Source organism: Geodermatophilus nigrescens, assembly GCF_900129495.1.
GTDB lineage: Bacteria > Actinomycetota > Actinomycetes > Mycobacteriales > Geodermatophilaceae > Geodermatophilus > Geodermatophilus nigrescens.
Window position 1 is genome coordinate 644,526 of sequence record NZ_FQVX01000001.1, and the last position, 16,120, is coordinate 660,645.

A 16,120-nucleotide genomic window follows, 5' to 3' on the forward strand; every position below is an offset into this window, starting at 1 on the left:
GCAGCCCGCGGAGGTGGCGCCGACCGGGGAGCCGCCACGACCACGGGGACGGGTGCGCCGCCGAGCGTGGACGGGGGCGGCCGCGGCGCTGGTCGTCGTCCTGGTCGTCGTCCTGGTCGTCGCGCTGGTCGTCCAGGACGACGACCCGCCCGGGAGGAGCGCGGACGGGACCGGCGACACGGACACCGGCGGGGGCGGAGCGGGCGGTGTCCTGCCTCAGGAGGGCGTCGCACTGCTGGACCTGCCGCGGATCCCGTGGGAGGGTGGCCCGGAGTACTGGTCCCGGTTCCCCGCCGCGGTCGCCGCCGGGTGGACCGACCCGTCCTTCTTCCCGGTCGTCGCCTGGTACGACGGCATCAGCTCGGACGAGGAGGTCCAGTACGACCGCGGGGTCGGCATCAACACCTACATCGGGATGGACGCCGCGACCCCGTACAGCCTCTTCGCCGACAACGGCGTCTTCTGGATGGGCTCACGGCTGAACGAGTCCTTCCCCGAGGACGGTGCGAACTGGCCGGCGAGCTTCCTCGACGACGAGGTCGACGGACGGTTCACCCCCGAGGACGGGAGAGCGCACCTCGAGCAGCTGAGGGAGGACCTCCCCCCGGACCGGCCCGCCTACGCGAACTTCACCCAGACCGTCGTCAGCACCGACATGTCCGACGCCGACGCCGAGGCCTACGTCAACGACTACAGCGACATCGTCTCGGTGGACATGTACTGGTACACGATCCCCTTCTGCGACCTACGGCCCTTCCGCGGCTCGGTGTACCTCCAGCCGATCCGTGAGGACACCTGCCGGACGGCGTCCAGCTACGGCGCGGTCGTGGAGATGCTCCGTGAGCGTGACGCCGCCGACGGCCGGCTGCAGGCGGTGTGGCAGTTCGTCGAACTCCTGAACGGAGGCCCGGGGGAGGGGCCGTTCACGGCGGAGATCGAGCCCGGTCAGCTGCAGGGCGCGGTGATGAGCTCGCTGATCAACGAGGCCCGGGGGATCGTCTGGTTCAACCAGTCCCTGAGCGGTCCCTGCCAGGGCGGCAACCTCATCCGCCTCTCCCAGGTGCAGCAGGACTTCTGCGGCGCCGAGCAGGTCGCGGCCGCCGCGGAGGTCAACGGCGTCGTGCGGGATCTGGCCGCCGTGCTCAACACGCAGTCCTACGAGTGGGACGCCGGCCCGGGGCTGGACACCATGCTCAAGGCGCACGACGGGTCGGCCTACCTCTTCGCGATGGTCGACGGGTCCCAGGACCCGGGGGAGCGCACCCTCCGACTGCCTCCGGGGGTCGAGGGCACCACGGCCGAGGTGTTGTTCGAGGACCGCTCGCTGCCGATCGACGACGGCGTCGTCGTGGACACCTTCGCTGAGGAGCACACCTGGCACGTCTACCGGGTGGCCCTCGCCGAGGACCAGCCGTGACCGCGCCGGGTACGCACGCGCTGCTGACCCGCTTCAACCTCCCCTCCCGGGGGCACGAGAGCCTCGTCCGGGCACAGGAGGACTGGCTGCGGAACCGGGTGGAGCTCTTCGAGCGGCACTGTCTGCCGTCGGTCCTCGCCCAGACCCGGCAGGACTTCTCCTGGCTGGTCTACCTGGACCCCGCCAGCCCGCGGTGGCTCCTCGAGTGGGTGGACGGACACCGGCGCAGTGGCCACTTCACCGCGCTCTTCCGGGAGGAGGTGCCGCGTGCCGACCTCCTCGCCGACATCCGGGCGGCGGCCGGGCACCGTCCGGGTGACCTGCTGACCACCAACCTGGACAACGACGACGGACTGGCGCGGGACTTCGTCGCCCGCATCCAGGACGCCGCCGTCCCCTCGGCACGAGCGGCGCTCTACGTCGGCGACGGCCTGATCGTCCGCGGGGACCGGGTGTACCGACGCCTCGACCGGTACAACGCCTTCTGCTCGGTGCGCGAGAGCTGGGACGCCCCGGTCACCTGCTGGTCGGACTGGCACACGGGGTTGGCCGACCACATGCCCGCCGTCGTCCTGCGCGGTGACCCGGGTTGGCTGCAGGTCGTCCACGGCGGCAACGTGAGCAACCGCGTCCGAGGCCGTCGCACTCGGCCCTCCGCCCACGCCGCCGCCTTCCCGGGGTTGCCGGAGGACCTGCCCGACCCGGGACGGGGGGCACTGACGGCCGACGCGCTGGCCGCCGGCCCGGTCCGCGCGGTCAGGGAGGGCGGCCGGGCAGCCGCGAAGTCGGTGGTGCACGCAGTCCTCGGGCGCGAGGCGCTGGACCGCGTCAAGTACGCCGCGGCGACCGTGCGCCACCGGTCCCGGAGTCAGGAGACGGCGGGCGCGAACCCGGTGACGTCGTCCGCGAGCGCCCGTATGTTGCCGGTCGACGGGGCCGCCGGGCTCCCGAACAGGGAGAACGGCGTCGCGGACCCGGTGGGAGGACGACAGGACGGCGGGCGCCCATGAGTCGGACCGTGGTGCACACCGTGCAGGCGCGCGGGGCGGCGGAGGGCTCCGCGCCCGACCCTCGCCTCGACTGCGTCCTGGTGGTCGTCACCTACCGCAGCGCCAGTGACCTGCCGGGGCTGCTCGACTCGGTCCCGGGTGCCCTCGGGGGGCTGCGGGCCGAGGTGCTCGTCGTCGACAACGCCTCGGACGACGACGTCGCCGGCGTCGTCGCGGGCCGGCCGGGCGCCCACCTGCTGCGCGCCGGTGCCAACCTCGGCTACGCAGGAGCCATCAACCTCGCGCTGGACCGGATGCCCCCGGCTCGGTGGGTCGCCGTCCTCAACCCCGACCTCACCCTCGCGCCGGGGTCGCTGGCGACGCTGGTCGCGTGTGGCGAACGCACCGGTGCGGGCGCGGTGGTGCCCGCGTTGCTCGATGGCGAGGGGCATCGCTCCGCGTCCCTGCGGCGGGAGCCGACGGTCCGGCGGGCACTGGGGGAGGCGCTGCTGGGGGACCTCCTGCCGAGCCGACCCGACTGGGCCGCCGAACTGGTGCGCGACCCGGTGGACTACGCGAGCGAGCACCCCGTCGAGTGGGCCACCGGCGCGGTCGTCCTGATCCGGGGTGAGGCGCTGTCCAGGGTCGGTCACTGGGACCCGCGCTTCTTCCTCTACTCCGAGGAGACCGACTACCTGCGCCGTCTCCGGGAGGTCGGCCTCGCCGTGTGGTTCACGCCGGCAGCCGTCGCCCGGCACCGGGGCGGGGGCTCGGGGCAGTCCCCGGACCTCGTGGCGCTGCTGGTCGTCAACCGGGTCCGCTACGCCCTCAAGTGGCACGGCCGGCCCGCTGCCGCAGCCATGGCGGGGGTCTCGCTCCTGCACTGCGTCCTGCGGCTGGGGGACCCGGGCCACCGCCGGGCGCTCCGCGCACTGCTGTCGCCGCGGAGCCGGGACCGCCTCCCCGGGGCCTCCCGGTCGTGGTCCTCGGCTCCCGGTGCCAGGAGCGGCACGTGAGGGTCCCAACGACCGGGGACGCGGCCGGGACTCGGTCGACCGCGCTCGCTGCCGCATCCACCGGTGCCCGTCGTCGTGCCCGGGTGGACGTCATGCCGGCATCCCCGGTCCGGGTCCGCGAGCGGCAGGCCACGCTGTTGCTCAGCGCCTACGCGATCACGCTGTTCGTCTTCCCGTCCGACCTGGTGCTGAGGGTCGTCGGGGGCCAGGGCTACGTGGCCGGCCTGCTCGCCCTCACGCTGTTCTTCCTCTGGGTCGCATCGACGCTGGTGGGAGCGCACGACCCGCTCGCGGTCCGTCACCCGACCCGTGCAGCCCTGGCCTACTTCGCCGTCACCGGCCTGGCGTGCTGGGCGCTGACGCCCTTCCACGGCCTGGACGCCACGCAGCAGCTGGCGGCCGATCGCTGGATCATGATGCTGGCCGGGACGGCGGGCGTGGTCCTCGTGGCGGCCGAGGGCCTCGGACGCCTCGCCAACCTGATGACGGTCCTGCGGATGGCGGTGTACGGGGCCGCGTTCTGCGCGTTCGTCGCCGTCCTGCAGTGGTTGTTCACCCTCGACCTGAGCGGTCCGATCCGCCGGCTGCTGCCGGGCTTCTCGGTCGACGGCACGCTGAGCGTCTGGCAGGCCCGCGGCGCACTCCAGCGGGTGTTCGGCACCGCGATGCACCCCATCGAGCTGGGCGTCGTGGCCGGCATGCTGCTCCCGCTGGCCATCGTGCTCGCCGTCCACGACCGGCCGCGCAACGGCATCTCGCGGTGGCTCCCCGTGCTGCTGATCGGCCTGGCCATCCCCGCCTCGGTCTCGCGTTCGGCGGTCCTGGCCGCGCTCGTGTCGTCGGTGGTCCTGGTGCTCTGCCTGCCGGCGCGGCCGCGGGTCACCGCGCTGGTGCTGTTGCCGGCCAGTGCCTTCGCCATCGGGATCGCCCGGCCGGGCTATCTGCGGACGCTCGCGGAGTTCATCGGTGCGGGGAGCGCCGACACCTCGGTGTCGAGTCGGCTCGAGGACTACCCCCTGGTGGCGCGGTTGGTCGCCGAGCACCCGTGGACGGGGCTGGGTGGCGGGACCTACCTGCCGGCCGACCTCCTGGCGGTCCTGGACAACCAGTTCCTGAAGAGCGCGATCGAGCTGGGCCTGGTCGGCATGACCGGACTGCTGGTCTTCCTCACGGTCCCGGTGCTGACCGCGCTCGGCGCTCGGCTCCGCTCTCGCGATCCGGACCTGCGGGCGGTCGCGGCTGCGCTGGCCGGTGCCGGCCTGGCCGGGGCGGTCTGCGCCGCGACCTTCGACGCCTTCTCGTTCAACATGTTCGTCGGTGTGCAGGCGCTGGTGACCGGGTGCGCGGGTGCGTGCTGGGTGCTCTCGCGCCGCGAGGCTGACGCGCTCGAGCCCACCGAACCCGAAGCCTCCCGAGGAGACTGACCCGTGGACATCTTCGCCATCCTGCGCTCGATCCGGCGCCACTGGCTCGTGACGGCCCTGGTCGTGGTGCTCACGGGCGTCGCCAGCGCCTGGTTGCTCCTCGTCATGCCGCGTGACTACGAGGCGCGCGCCTCCTTCGTGCTCGTGAACCCCGCCCCAGCCCCGAGCGACGCCCAGATCGAGCGGGACCCCACGCTCGCGGGGATCAACCGCAACAACCCGTACCTGCGGTTCGCCAACGAGGGCACGGTGGGTCAGGTCCTGTCGGCCCGTGTCGGTGGAGGGACGGTGCGCGAGGCGTTGGTCGCCCAGGGCGCGGACGCCGGCTACACGATCGGCCCGTCCCCGACCTCCGCCCAGATCGTGGACCTGGTGGGCACGGGCTCCAGTGCCGCGGAGGCCGAGACGACCCTGGCTCTCGTCAGCGCCCGCATGGAGGCCGAGCTGGTCGCACTGCAGAAGGTCTACGACGCGGACGAGAGCGCGCTCATCAAGCCGCTGCCCGTGGCCGAGCCGACGCCCGGGCACGTCGTCGTCTCGGGCACGATCCGCTCGCTGGTCGGCATCGTGGGCGCCGGTGTCATCCTGCTGTTCGCCGCCATCTCGATCGCCGAGGGTCGTTCGGCACTGCGACGCGAGGAGGCCCGCAAGGGGCGCCACGAGGCTCCCGAGGACGACGGGACCGAGTCGTCCGCGTCGGTCGTGGCGCCCCGGACCGACGTCCCGGTGACCGCCGCGGTCCCCGGGCCCCGGCCGGAGCCGGCCGTCGAGGTCCCCGCTCCGTCACCGGCGCGGCTCGACTCCCGCGAGGACGAGCCCGTCGCACCGGACCGGCGGCCGCAGCCGGCCGGGGCACGGGCGGACGGCTAGACGGCCTCCGGCCGAGCTGCCGGCGTCGTCCTCCTGCTCAGATCCGGGTCGGGACCTCGGCGCGCTCGATCAGCGTGGAGGCGCGGGAGTCCCACGAGCAGCCCAGGACGGACCGTCGCCGGGCCTCCGGCGTCGACGGGCCGCCGTCGGCGAGCGTCCGGCGGACCGCCGCCACGAAGTCGTCCGGCGTGTGGGCGACCCGCACCCGGTCGCGGTAGTCGGCGAGTTCGGCGAAGTCCGTGCTCACCACCGGCAGCCCGAGGGCCAGGTACTCCTTGAGCTTGATCGGGTTGGCGTGCGCGATCCAGGTGTTGTCCTGCCACGGCATGACCGCCACGTCGAACGCCGAGCCGTAGGCCGGGATCGACTCGTACGGCCGCGGGCCGAGCCAGTGCACGTTCGGGTAGCGGTCGAAGCGGCCCATCGGGTGGTTCGCGTCACCGATGAGCACCAGAGAGGCCTCGGGCAGCTCGGCCGCCAGGCGCTCGAGCAGGTCGAAGTCGACGACGAAGTCGTCGAGGGCGCCGTAGAAGCCGATGCGCGGCCCCGGGACGTCCCGGATGTCGGCCGGCCACTCCTCGTGTGGCCGCCGCCGGAAGTGACCGACGTCGACGCCGTGGTCCAGGAAGTGCCGGCGTGGGCCGGTGTGGGGCTCCTCCTCTTGCATCAGCGCGCGGCTGACGTAGAGGACGTGGTCGGCGTTCTGCAGCAGCTGGTTCTCCAGGGCGGCGATGGAACGCGTGTCGGCCTCGGGGAACGCCGAGTGCCGGTCCGACCGGTTGAAGACCAGGGAGCTGCGGCGCATCGGGCGGACCACGTCCCAGGCGGTCGGCACCGTCACGACGACCACCGGATCGCGCATGCCGAGCCACCACATCGTCGCGCGGACCTGGGCGCGCACGGCGAGTGCACCCCATCGCCGGGCCCGTTCGGAGCCGTAGAAGGGCAGGGGGAGTGGGGAGACGACGTGGAAGCCCGGCAGGTCGGGCAGCGGGCGGCGGACCAGCCGGGCCACGCTGCGGAGCTTGCGGGCCAGCCGGCGGGTCACGTGCGTGCTGACACCGGGACGCGGCATCCGCATGCCGATGCTGTTGACCACCAGGACCTTCCGCTCGCGGGCCACCGAGCGCATGAGCTGGAAGTCCGAGTGGGCCTGGTTGTGGTACCACCAGTCCTGGGCCGCGAAGCAGACGTAGTCGGGCCCGGCACCGGGGTGGGACGCCGGGCGGCGTCTCACCGTCGCACCGCTTCGGGCCCGTCGGACAGGGGCGCCCGCGCCGACGGGATCCGAGGGACCGGGGCGGGACGGGTGGCGAACCCGAGGGCGGCCGCGCGGGTCAGCAGGTCCAGGGCGAACGGGAGGTCCTCGACGAGGTACCGCCGCGCCAGCCGCCGCGGCTCCAGCACGAGTCGGTGCACCCACTCGGCGCCCATCCGCTGGACGAGCCCCGGAGCCCTCCGGAACTGGCCGGCGGCGAAGGGGATGCCGGCCCCACAGCCGAGCAGCCAGGCCTCCGGCAGCAGGGGACGGAGGAGCGTGATGAGCCGCTCCTGCTTGGGGAAGCCCAGTCCGACGAGGACCAGGTCCGGACGGGCCGCGACGACGCGGTCGACCACCGCGGCGAGCTGGTCCTCGTCCCGGTCGAACCCGTAGGGCGGGGAGTCGGTCCCCGCCACGACGGTGCCGGGGAAGCGCTCCGTGAGCGCGGTCGCCGCGGCCTCCGGGACCCCGGGATCGCCGCCGAGGAGGTAGATCGAGTGACCGGTCAGGGCCGCGGCCTCGGCCAGCGTCCCGACCAGGGACGCCCCGGTGACGCGTTCGGGCAGGGGATCGCCGGCCAGGCGCGACGCCCACACCAGCGGCATGCCGTCGGCCACGGCGATCGTGGCCGATGCCACCAGCCGTGCGAGGTCGGGATCACGAGCCACCCTGCGCAGGATGTCCACGTTGACGGTGACGATCCAGCCACCTTCGTCGTGCGCCCAGCCGGCGACCATCTGCTCCACCACGGCGGCCTCCGTCAGGGCCGCGATGCCCGCGCCACCGACGGTGCACGAGCGGACCGTCGCGGCGATGGCAGCGTCGAGGACCTCGGTGCTCTGGTCGAGGTCGCTCCGGGGAGTGGGGATGCTGACGCTCGTCATGCCGCCAGAGCGTGTCGGCGCGTCCAGGGCTGGTGTCACTCCATCGACGCGGCGGGGAGTCGCGGTCGCGTGTCCTCGCGGAGAGTCACGAGACGGTGATCACAGGGCAGCCGCTCGCCGCGTTGAACTGCACAGATGCAGTCCGATGTGTTGACCCTCCGTGATGAACGCTCATCGTTCTCCGCCGCAGGCGACGCACCCGAGCGGCGTCTAGCCTGGGAGGGGGCCTGCGCCGCACTCGGCGGCACCTTGCGCGGGCCGTCGTCCCCAGGAGGAAGTCCCCGTGAGCCTGCGCGGCGTGCTCGACGTCGTCCTCAGCGATCCCGGCATGGCCCGCGTGGTGGCCGCCGCGGGGTCGGCCGAGCTCGCCGTCCCCGCGCCGCCGCCGGTGCAGCCGCTGGTCGCGGCCGCGCTGGCCGCGCAGGCGCCCGGGGCCGGCGTCCCGGTCCTGCTGGTCACCACCGGCGAGCGCGACGCCGACGTCGCCGCCGACCTGCTGCGCTGCTTCCTCCCCGGCCGCCGGGTGGAGACCTTCCCGGCGTGGGAGACGCTGCCGCACGAGCGGCTCTCCCCGCGCGCGGACACCGTCGGCCGCCGGCTGGCCGTGCTCCGCGACCTCACGAACCCCGGCCAGAACGGCACGGTCGACGTGCTGGTCGCGCCCGTCCGCAGCGTGCTGCAGCCGCTCGCGCCGGGCCTCGGCGACCTCGTGCCCGTGGAGCTGAGGCCGGGCGACACCGCCGAGCTCGACGACGTCGCCCGCGCGCTGGCCGACGCCGCCTACACCCGCGTCGAGCTGGTCGAGAAGCGCGGCGAGTTCGCCGTCCGCGGCGGCCTGCTCGACGTCTTCCCGCCCACCGAGCCGCACCCCGTCCGCGTCGAGTTCTGGGGCGACGAGGTCGACGAGCTGCGGTACTTCTCCGCCGCCGACCAGCGCTCCCTCGACGACCGGCCCGAGCGGCTGTGGGCCCCGCCGTGCCGCGAGCTGCTGCTCACCGACGCCGTCCGCGCCCGCGCCGCGGAGCTCGCGGCGGAGCACCCCGGCCTCGCCGAGATGCTCGGCAAGCTGGCCGAGGGCATCGCCGTCGAGGGCATGGAGTCGCTGACCCCCGCGCTGGTCGAGGGGCAGCTGCAGCTGCTCACCGACCTCGTGCCCGCCGGCACCCACGTCCTGGTCGCCGACCCCGAGCGGGTGCGCAGCCGCGCCGCCGACCTCGTCCGCACCGCCGAGGAGTTCCTCGCCGCCTCCTGGGCGACCGCCGCGGAGGCCGGCGAGGCGCCGCTGGACCTCGGGGCCTCGTCGTTCCGGGCGCTGGAGGACGTCGAGGCCGCCGCCCGCGGCCGCGGCCTGCCCTGGTGGACCACCGGCGCGTTCACCCTGGGCGACCTCGACGACGACGCGGCCGCGCTGGAGGCCACGACCGTCGAGCGCTTCAGCGGCGACCTCGACCGTGCGGTCGGCACCCTGCGCGACTGGACCCGCGAGGGCTGGCGCGTCGTGCTGACCTTCGCCGGCCCCGGTCCGGCCCAGCGCGCCGCCGACCAGTTCGGCGCCGCCGAGCTCGGCGTGCGGCTGGTGCCCGGCCTGGAGTCCGCCCCCGACGCCGGGCTGGCCTCCATCACCCAGGGCAACCTCGAGTCCGGGTTCGCCTTCCCCGGCGTGAAGCTCGCGCTGGTCACCGAGCACGACCTCACCGGCCAGCGCGGCACCACGATGCGCGACGCACAGAAGATGCCCGCGCGCCGCCGCAACGCCGTCGACCTGGTGCAGCTGCAGCCCGGCGACCTCGTCGTCCACGAGCACCACGGCATCGGCCGCTACATCGAGATGGTCAGCCGCACCGTGCACGGCGGGCAGCGCGACTACCTCATCGTCGAGTACGCCCCGGGCAAGCGGAACCAGCCGCCGGACCGGCTGTTCGTGCCCACCGACTCCCTCGACCAGCTCACCCGTTACGTCGGCGGGGAGCAGCCGGCGCTGTCCAAGCTCGGCGGCGCCGACTGGCAGAAGACCAAGGGTCAGGCCCGCCGCGCGGTCAAGCAGATCGCCGCCGAGCTGATCCGCCTCTACTCCGCGCGCATGGCGACCAAGGGTCACGCCTTCGGCCCGGACACCGTCTGGCAGCGCGAGCTCGAGGACGCATTCCCGTTCCAGGAGACGCCCGACCAGCTCGCCGCCATCGACGAGGTCAAGTCGGACATGCAGAACCCCGTGCCGATGGACCGGATCATCTGCGGCGACGTGGGCTACGGGAAGACCGAGATCGCCGTCCGCGCCGCGTTCAAGGCGGTGCAGGACGGCAAGCAGGTCGCCGTCCTCGTACCGACGACGCTGCTCGCCAACCAGCACTTCAAGACGTTCTCCGAGCGCATGGCGCAGTTCCCGGTGACGGTGAAGGTGCTGTCCCGGTTCCAGTCCGAGGCCGAGAGCACCGAGACCCTGCGCCAGCTCGCCGCCGGCGAGGTCGACGTCCTCGTGGGCACCCACCGGCTGCTGCAGCCGACCACCCGGTTCAAGGACCTCGGGCTGGTCATCGTCGACGAGGAGCAGCGCTTCGGCGTCGAGCACAAGGAGTACCTGAAGACGATGCGGACGGCGGTCGACGTCCTGTCGATGTCGGCCACCCCGATCCCGCGCACGCTGGAGATGAGCCTGACCGGCATCCGCGAGATGTCGACGATCCTCACCCCACCCGAGGAGCGGCACCCCGTCCTCACCTACGTGGGCGCGTGGGACGACAAGCAGATGGCCGCGGCGATCCGCCGGGAGCTGCTGCGCGACGGCCAGGTCTTCGTCATCCACAACCGCGTGCAGTCGATCGACAAGGCCGCGGCGAAGATCCGCAACCTGGTGCCCGAGGCCCGCGTCGCCGTCGGCCACGGCCAGATGAAGGAGCACGAGCTCGAGCGGATCATGGTCGGCTTCTGGGAGAAGGAGTACGACGTCCTGGTCGCGACGACGATCGTCGAGTCGGGGCTGGACATCCCCAACGCCAACACCCTGATCGTCGACCGCGCCGACACCTTCGGCCTCTCCCAGCTGCACCAGATCCGCGGCCGCGTCGGGCGTGGCCGCGAGCGCGCCTACGCCTACTTCACCTACGACCCGTCGCGGCCGCTGACCGAGACCTCGGTCGACCGGCTGACGACGATCGCGCACAACACCGACCTCGGCGCCGGCATGGCGGTCGCGATGAAGGACCTCGAGATCCGCGGCTCGGGCAACCTGCTCGGTGGCGAGCAGTCCGGGCACATCGCCGGCGTCGGCTTCGACCTCTACGTCCGGCTGGTCGGCGAGGCGGTGGCCGACTACCGCGCCCAGGTCACCGGCGAGGCCGCGCCCGTCGAGCCGGTCGAGGTGCGCGTGGACCTGCCCGTCGACGCCCACCTGCCGCACGACTACGTGCCCGGCGAGCGGCTGCGCATGGAGGCCTACCGCAAGGTCGCGAGCGTGCAGGACGACGACCAGGCGCAGGCCGTCCTCGACGAGCTCACCGACCGCTACGGCACCCCGCCGGCGCCGGTGCTCAACCTGCTGGCGGTGGCGCGCTTCCGCGCCGCGGTGCGGGCGCTCGGGATCACCGAGGTGTCGCTGCAGGGCCGCGTCATCCGGGTGTCGCCGGTGCCGTTGCGGGAGTCGCAGCAGATGCGGCTGGCCCGGCTCGCCGACGGCGCCACGTACAAGTCGGCCGTCGAGACGATCTCGCTGAAGGTGCCCGTCGGTCCCGACCGGCGGACGCCGCTGCGCGACGTCGCCCTGCTCGAGCACCTGCACTCGCTGCTGCGCGCGGTGATCGAGCAGCCGGTGGCCGCGGCGAGCTGACAGCGGGGCGCCGCGTCCTGCGACGGCCGTCACAGCGCATGTGGCAGCCTGCGGGCGTGCGCATCCGCCGTCCCGCCGCCCTCGTCCTGGGGCTCGTGACCGTCGCCGTCCCCGTGGCCGGCTGCCGGACCTCGCCGTCCGTGGCCGCCTACGTCGGCGACGAGCAGGTGACCGTCGCCGAGCTGCGGTCGGCCGTCGACGACCGCCTCGCCGACCCGGCCATCGCCGAGGCGGCCGGGGGAGGGGGCGCCGACTACACCCGCCAGGTGCTCACGCTGCTCGTCCGCGAGCGGGTCTACGCCGCGGCCGCCGAGGAGTACGACGTCGAGGTCACCGACGCCGAGCTCGGCGCGTTCATCACGCAGGCGCTCGGCGGCCAGGACGAGGAGTCGCTCTACGCCCAGGCCGCCGGGCAGGGCTACTCGCGCGAGGACGTCCGGGAGAGCGCCCGCCAGCAGCTGCTGCGCCGCGAGCTCGGCCAGGCCACCGGCCAGGGCGACGCGCTGTCGGAGGCCGCGCTGCGCGCCCGCTACGAGGAGGCGCGCGCCGGCCTGGAGCAGGCCGAGGTCGGCTACTTCGTCGTCCCCGACCAGGCCGCCGCCGACGCCGCCGTCGCCGAGCTGACCGCCGCGCCCGCCTCCTACCCGGCGGTCGCCGCCCGCTTCCCCGGGCAGAACTCGCTCCCGCAGGTGGAGAGCACGCCGGTGTCGGAGGTCAGCGGCCCGCTCGCGCAGGGCATCACCGCGGCCGCGCCGGGCACCGGCTTCACCACCACGGTCCCCGGCGTCGACGGCGTGGTCGTCGTCTTCGTCGCCACCCGCACCACGCCCACCTTCGAGGAGGCCCGGCCCGACCTCGAGAGCCAGGCCGCCAACGGGGTGGAGGAGGCCGGCGCCGCCGTCGTCGGCGAGGTGCAGGACGAGCTGTCGGTGACCGTCAACCCCCGCTACGGCACCCTCGAGGACGACGTCGTGCAGGAGGCCGACGGCGGCGTCGTCCAGCTGCTGGACGAGGCCGGCACCGAAGCCGGCGCTCCGGCGCCCGCCACCGGTGAGGGCTGACCCGGTGCCCCCGGCCGTCGTCGTCACGGTCAGCCCGCGGCTCCCCGGGCTGCTCGGCCCTGCCGGCTGGGCCGCGCTCGCCGGCCGCCGGGTGGCCGCGCTGCCCGGCGCCGCGGCCACCGCCGAGGTGCTGCGCGCCGCCGGGTGGGACGTCACCGACGCCACGGACGCCGCCGCCCTCGACGCCGACGTCGCCTGCCTCGCCGCGCCGGGGGAGGTGGCCGGCCGGCCCGTCGTCGACGGAGCGCCCGAGCCGCCCGGCGCCCGGCTGCTCGACGTCGTCGCCGTCATGGACCGGCTGCGCTCGCCCGGCGGCTGCCCCTGGGACGCCGAGCAGACGCACTCCTCGCTGCGCGGCTACCTGCTCGAGGAGGCGCACGAGGCCTACGACGCGATCGTCGACGACGACCCGGTGGCCATGCGCGAGGAGCTCGGCGACGTGCTGCTGCAGGTCGTCTTCCACGCCCGGGTGGCCGCCGAGGCCGACCCCGGCCGCCGGTTCGACGTCGACGACGTCGCCGGTGAACTGGTGGACAAGCTCGTCCGCCGCCACCCGCACGTGTTCGGCGACGCCGGCCCCCGCGACGTGGCGGGCGTCGAGGCCGGGTGGGAGGAGATCAAGAAGGCGGAGAAGCAGCGGCGCTCGCCGACCGAGGGGGTCTCGCGCTCGCAGCCGGCCGCCGCGTGGGGCGCCGCGCTGGTGCGCCGGGCCGGGCGGGCCGGGTTCCCGGTGCCGGAGGCGGCCGACCTGGGGTCGGCGTCGCCGGAGGAGCTGGGGGAGCGGCTGCTGGCCGTCGTCACCGCCGCGGAGCAGCGCGGCTGGGACGCCGAGGACGCCCTCCGCGAGGCCGTCCGCCGCTACGCCGGCGAGCTCGACGCCGAGGCCCGCCGCCGCGAGCGGGCCGGGGAGTGAGCGCGGGCCCGGTGACGACGTCGTCACCGGGCCCGGGGGTCAGCCCTGCTTGCGCGGCACGATGCGCAGGAGCGCCGTGCCGACCGCGATGAGCGCGAAGGCCGCGAGAGCCAGCCAGATGCTGCCGAAGCCGGTGTAGGCGAGCACCGATCCGGTGCCGCCGGCCGCCAGGGGAGCCGCGGGGTTGTCGTACACCTCTACCACCTCCTCTCACGACGGAGGGCCGCGTCGAGGTAGGCGCGGGCGTGCACGAACTGCAGGAAGACGTCGTAGAGGAGCTCGTACATCGTGGCCGCGGCGAGCATGTGCCTCCACCCGCGGTCGCGGACGGTGATGACCCGCTCGAGGACGAAGACGCCGGTCACCGCGAGCCAGAACGGCTGCACCCGGACGTGCCCGGACCCGATCAGGGACACCGCGAGCGACCCGAGGTACAGGAACGTGATGAGGACGCCGGCGAGGGTGAGCAGCTGCCGGCCCCAGTAGCGCCACGTGATGCGGGTGACGCCGTACTGCACGCAGTTCTCGATGGCGCCGCGCTTCCACCGCAGCCGCTGGTTCCACAGCGCCCGCCAGGTCGGCATGACCTCGGTGGTGAGCGTGCACTCCTTCGGGCTGAGCACCTGGTACCCCAGGTGCAGGATCGCGAAGGTCAGCTCGTTGTCCTCGGTGAGGACGGTGGTGTCGTAGATGCCGCCGCGGCCGTCGCCGCGCGGCACCCGGCCGTCCAGGCGCGCCTCGGAGATCCGCCGCAGGGTCGCCGCCCGGAACATCGCGGCCGTGCCGGTGACGACGAGGCACTTGCCCTGCAGCCGGCGCACGTCGCGGGCGTAGCGGGCGTACTCGTTGCGCTGCAGGTGCCCGACCAGGCCGCCGCCGGGATCGCCGCGGAACGTGCCGCCCACCGCGCCCATCCGGTCGTCCCGCAGGACGTGGTGCGCGGCGCCCTCGAGGAAGCCCTCGTCCAGCGAGGAGTCGGCGTCCTGGACGAGCACGAGGTCGTCGTCGGCGGCGTCGGGCCGGCCGGTGGTCGCGCCGCGCCGGTCGGCGGCGCCGTCGCGGCGGTCGGCCGCCGTGCGCCGGCCGCCCGTGCGGCGCTCGGGGCCGGCGGTGACGCCGGTCCCGGTACGCCGGTCGGCCGCCCTGCGCTCGCCTCCGCGGCGCTCGCCCTCGGCCACCCGGCGGAAGCGCAGCGCCCACGCCTGGTTGAGCGCGCCGGCCTTCTTGTCGGTGTTGCCGACGGTCTCGAACACCTCGGCGCCGGCCGCCCGGGCGATGGCGACGGTCTCGTCGGAGCAGTTGTCCGCGACGACGACCACCCGCGCCGGCGGCAGCGTCTGACGCCGCAGGCCCGCGAGGGTGGCGGCGATCTGGTCGGCCTCGTCGTGCGCCGGTACGAGCACGGTGACGTAGGGCTCGCGGGGGAGGGCCGTGGTCGGAGCGGTCACCGCGTCCAGCGCGACGACGTGCACCTGCGGCTCGCCGGCCCGGACGTCGGCGCCGTCGAGCCGCTCGAGCGTCGGGCTGGCGGTCACGCGGGTCCCCCTCCTCGCGCCACCGCGGACGGGCGGGCGCCGGCCGAGTGTGCGGGGCCGGGGACCCGGCCGACCCCGCTCCAGGGACGCGCCTCACCCCAACGGGTCGTGCACGATCTTGTGCGGGTGACGCGACCGGACCGGCGGTGACGGAGCGCGAGGGAGGGCGGGCCGGTCAGCCGACGGCGAGCGGTGCGTCGGGCACGGCGGTGACCCGCGGCGCGGTGAGCATGGCCTTGAGTGCGCCGAGCAGGCCGAGGCCGGCCACCGCGGCGGCGCACCAGACGCCCGGGCCGAGCGAGGCGGCGTCCCCGCCGGCGTCGACCAGCCGGCCGGCGACCGCGGCGGCCACGCCCAGCGCGACCGCCAGCGCCAGCACCCCCGACACCCGGTGGCCCCGCGCCGGGCGGAGCAGCAGGAGCCCGAGGACGACGAGCACGGCGCTCCCGGCCGCCACCGCCCCCGGCTGCCACAGGCCGGTGCGCCCGAGCTCGGCCGCCCCCTCCCGGGCCGCGCCGACCGCGCGCACCACGAGGTCCAGGCCGGTCGTCTCCCGGCCCTGCTCCCAGGGCAGCCAGGCGCTCGCCGCCCCGGCCACGCCCGCCAGCAGCAGGAGCACCCCGCCGGCGACGTCGGGGTGCCGCACGTAGGCCAGTCCCGGGCGCGCCGCGACACCGGCCACCTCGGCGCCGTCCGGGACCGGCTCGAGGTCGCCGGCGTCGTCGTCCCCGGGCGGCTCCGCCGGGAAGCCGAGGACGGACGCACCCGCCCCGGGGTCCGTGTCGACGGGGGTCGGGTCCTGCCGGCGCTCGGTCATCGGGTCCTCCGACGGTGTGGGCGCGGGGAGGCGCCCGAGGCCCGAGATTAGCGCCGGACCGGTTCCGGCGGAGTCGCTCCGTGACCGCGCCGTGACCATCTGGTGACAGG

Annotated in this window: 13 protein-coding genes; 8 read left to right on the top strand and 5 right to left on the bottom strand. The window is 74.8% G+C overall.

The genetic code is table 11. From position 1 onward, the window contains the following. The first annotated feature begins 52 nt into the window (after nucleotides 1–52). From BUE37_RS03095 to BUE37_RS03115, 5 genes are all read left to right on the top strand, one after another. Entirely contained in the window at nucleotides 53–1,417 is a 1,365-nt protein-coding gene (locus BUE37_RS03095; protein WP_083628230.1) for a hypothetical protein, read from the top strand. Further along, complete coding sequence (locus BUE37_RS03100; RefSeq protein ID WP_073418599.1) at nucleotides 1,414–2,427, top strand: glycosyltransferase; 1,014 nt, start codon at nucleotides 1,414–1,416, stop codon at nucleotides 2,425–2,427. Before BUE37_RS03095 ends, BUE37_RS03100 begins: the two co-directional genes overlap by 4 nt. After that, nucleotides 2,424–3,422 carry a glycosyltransferase family 2 protein gene (locus BUE37_RS03105; protein ID WP_083628232.1) on the top strand — a complete coding sequence of 333 codons (999 nt, stop codon included), beginning with the start codon at nucleotides 2,424–2,426 and terminating at the stop codon, nucleotides 3,420–3,422. Before BUE37_RS03100 ends, BUE37_RS03105 begins: the two co-directional genes overlap by 4 nt. A gap of 92 nt (nucleotides 3,423–3,514) precedes the next feature. Beyond that, the gene (locus BUE37_RS03110) at nucleotides 3,515–4,846 is read left to right on the top strand and encodes an O-antigen ligase family protein (protein WP_139252802.1); all 1,332 of its coding nucleotides are present in this window, start codon (nucleotides 3,515–3,517) and stop codon (nucleotides 4,844–4,846) included. A gap of 3 nt (nucleotides 4,847–4,849) precedes the next feature. Beyond that, the gene (locus BUE37_RS03115; protein WP_073418602.1) at nucleotides 4,850–5,716 is read left to right on the top strand and encodes a YveK family protein; all 867 of its coding nucleotides are present in this window, start codon (nucleotides 4,850–4,852) and stop codon (nucleotides 5,714–5,716) included. Between the two features lie 37 nt (nucleotides 5,717–5,753). Here BUE37_RS03115 and BUE37_RS03120 read toward each other — a convergent pair whose 3' ends face one another. Then, nucleotides 5,754–6,953, bottom strand: a complete 1,200-nt coding sequence (locus tag BUE37_RS03120; RefSeq protein WP_217651103.1) for a glycosyltransferase — start codon at nucleotides 6,951–6,953, stop codon at nucleotides 5,754–5,756. Next, a complete protein-coding gene (locus tag BUE37_RS03125) occupies nucleotides 6,950–7,861 on the bottom strand; it encodes a WecB/TagA/CpsF family glycosyltransferase (protein WP_073418603.1) in 912 nt (303 codons plus the stop codon). Before BUE37_RS03125 ends, BUE37_RS03120 begins: the two co-directional genes overlap by 4 nt. A 283-nt stretch (nucleotides 7,862–8,144) precedes the next feature. On the opposite strand from BUE37_RS03125, the gene mfd reads away from it, so the two are divergent. The 3 genes from mfd to BUE37_RS03140 are packed head-to-tail and all read left to right on the top strand — an operon-like array spanning nucleotide 8,145 to nucleotide 13,658. Then, nucleotides 8,145–11,684: a transcription-repair coupling factor gene (gene mfd / locus BUE37_RS03130; protein ID WP_139252803.1), complete on the top strand. Its 3,540-nt coding sequence runs from the start codon at nucleotides 8,145–8,147 to the stop codon at nucleotides 11,682–11,684. A 56-nt stretch (nucleotides 11,685–11,740) separates the two neighbouring features. Further along, a complete protein-coding gene (locus tag BUE37_RS03135) occupies nucleotides 11,741–12,745 on the top strand; it encodes a SurA N-terminal domain-containing protein (protein ID WP_073418604.1) in 1,005 nt (334 codons plus the stop codon). Nucleotides 12,746–12,749: 4 nt separating this feature from the next. Further along, nucleotides 12,750–13,658, top strand: a complete 909-nt coding sequence (locus BUE37_RS03140; protein ID WP_073418605.1) for a nucleoside triphosphate pyrophosphohydrolase — start codon at nucleotides 12,750–12,752, stop codon at nucleotides 13,656–13,658. Nucleotides 13,659–13,697: 39 nt separating this feature from the next. Here BUE37_RS03140 and BUE37_RS23605 read toward each other — a convergent pair whose 3' ends face one another. The 3 genes from BUE37_RS23605 to BUE37_RS03150 all read right to left on the bottom strand — a co-directional run bounded on the left by BUE37_RS23605 (nucleotide 13,698) and on the right by BUE37_RS03150 (nucleotide 16,010). Then, a complete protein-coding gene (locus BUE37_RS23605) occupies nucleotides 13,698–13,853 on the bottom strand; it encodes a hypothetical protein (protein WP_175562777.1) in 156 nt (51 codons plus the stop codon). 2 nt (nucleotides 13,854–13,855) lie between these two features. Then, a complete protein-coding gene (locus tag BUE37_RS03145) occupies nucleotides 13,856–15,193 on the bottom strand; it encodes a glycosyltransferase family 2 protein (protein ID WP_073418606.1) in 1,338 nt (445 codons plus the stop codon). 175 nt (nucleotides 15,194–15,368) lie between these two features. Next, nucleotides 15,369–16,010, bottom strand: a complete 642-nt coding sequence (locus BUE37_RS03150) for a hypothetical protein (protein ID WP_245794264.1) — start codon at nucleotides 16,008–16,010, stop codon at nucleotides 15,369–15,371. Between the last annotated feature and the right edge of the window lie 110 nt (nucleotides 16,011–16,120).

Coding starts and splice junctions, on each gene's coding strand:
- BUE37_RS03105 (WP_083628232.1), top strand. CDS start 2,424: ATGAGTCGGACCGTGGTGCACACCGTGCAGGCGCGCGGGGCGGCGGAG.
- BUE37_RS03110 (WP_139252802.1), top strand. CDS start 3,515: ATGCCGGCATCCCCGGTCCGGGTCCGCGAGCGGCAGGCCACGCTGTTG.
- BUE37_RS03125 (WP_073418603.1), bottom strand. CDS start 7,861: ATGACGAGCGTCAGCATCCCCACTCCCCGGAGCGACCTCGACCAGAGC.
- BUE37_RS03150 (WP_245794264.1), bottom strand. CDS start 16,010: ATGACCGAGCGCCGGCAGGACCCGACCCCCGTCGACACGGACCCCGGG.